We start from the raw sequence: 1,623 nt of genomic DNA on the forward strand, positions 1-1,623 counted from the left end.
AGCACCAGGGCGGCGAGCAGCAGCAGGGCGGCCAGGGTGGGCTCCACGCTGCCGACCTGGGCGGAAAGGGTGATCGACCAGTAGACCACTACCCACATCAGCCCGGAGAGGCTGGCGGCCAGGTCGGCATAGTGGCGCACCTTCGGCATATTGACTTCCTTGGCTTGGATCTGCCGGCATGATACGGGAATTCAGCGCCGGGTGAAGAGGCGCAGGGTGCTGGCCAGCAGCACGCTGGCGGCCAGCCAGCCCAGGGTGACGCCGTCGAGTCGGGTCGGCCAGGGCTCCAGGGCAAGGAAGGCCAGTCACCACGAGGCCCACCGTGACCCGCTGCAGCACGGTCAGCGGCAGGGCCGGCAGCCCCGGCGAGCCGCTTTGGGTATACTGGGGCGACTTGCGTGAACCTTCCAGCCGAGACAGGACCCGCCGTGACCTCACTGACCCTGACCCGCCCCGATGACTGGCACCTTCACCTGCGCGACGACGCGGCCATGGCCGCCGTGGTCGGCGCCTCGGCCCGCCAGATGGGGCGTGCCATCATCATGCCCAACCTCAAGCCGCCGGTGACCACCACGGCGGCGGCGCTGGCCTACCGTGAGCGGATCCTGGCGGCGCTGCCGGCAGGCAGCGCCTTCGAGCCGCTGATGACCCTCTACCTGACCGATAACACCCCGGCCGAGGAGATCGAGCGTGCCAAGGCCAGCGGTCTGGTGCATGCCGTGAAGCTCTATCCCGCCGGCGCCACCACCAACTCCGCTTCCGGGGTCACCGACCTGGCCCACTGCGATGCGGCGATCGGCGCCCTGGCGCGCCTGGGCATGCCACTGCTGGTGCACGGCGAGGTCACCGATGCCGAGATCGATATCTTCGATCGCGAGGCGGCCTTCATCGAGCGGGTGATGAAGCCGCTGCTCGAGCGGCATCCGGATCTGCGGGTGGTGTTCGAGCATATCACCACCGCCGAGGCCGCCGAGTTCGTGGCCGCGGCCCCCGACAACGTGGCGGCGACCATCACCGCCCACCACCTGCTCTACAACCGCAACCACATGCTGGTCGGCGGCATCCGCCCCCACTACTACTGCCTGCCGATCCTCAAGCGCGAGCGGCACCGCCAGGCGCTGCTGGCGGCGGCCACCTCGGGCAGCCCCAGGTTCTTCCTGGGGACCGATAGCGCCCCCCACGCCCAGGGCGACAAGGAGAGCGCCTGCGGCTGTGCCGGCGCCTACACCGCACCGGCCGCCCTGGAGCTCTATGCCACGGCATTCGAGCAGGCCGGTGCCCTGGATCGCCTCGAGGGCTTCGCCAGCCACTTCGGTCCCGACTTCTATGGCCTGCCGCGCAACGCCGACCGCGTGACCCTGGTGCGCGAGCCCTGGCGGCTGCCAGAGTCGCTGCCCTATGCCGGTGGCCAGCGTATCGTGCCGCTCTGCGCCGGTGAGACCCTGGACTGGACCTTCCAGGGCTGAGTCGCGTCGTCCCGTCGCGCCCTATTCTGTTATCGTGCCGGTGAATTCACCGGCCCCGACTGGAGTTCCCCATGCCACTCTTGGACAGCTTTCGCGTCGACCACACCCGCATGCAGGCGCCCGCCGTGCGGGTCGCCAAGACCATGCAGACGCCCTC

Annotated in this window: 1 protein-coding gene and 1 pseudogene; both read left to right on the forward strand. The window is 69.6% G+C overall.

All coding sequences use genetic code 11. From position 1 onward, the window contains the following. Positions 1 to 428: 428 nt before the first annotated feature. Positions 429 to 1,466, forward strand: a complete 1,038-nt coding sequence (gene pyrC / locus J5F18_RS11185; RefSeq protein ID WP_346298717.1) for a dihydroorotase — start codon at positions 429 to 431, stop codon at positions 1,464 to 1,466. A gap of 71 nt (positions 1,467 to 1,537) precedes the next feature. After that, positions 1,538 to 1,623, forward strand: a pseudogene (locus J5F18_RS11190) (S-ribosylhomocysteine lyase); the annotation flags it as partial.

This window comes from Halomonas sp. BM-2019, assembly GCF_017584085.1.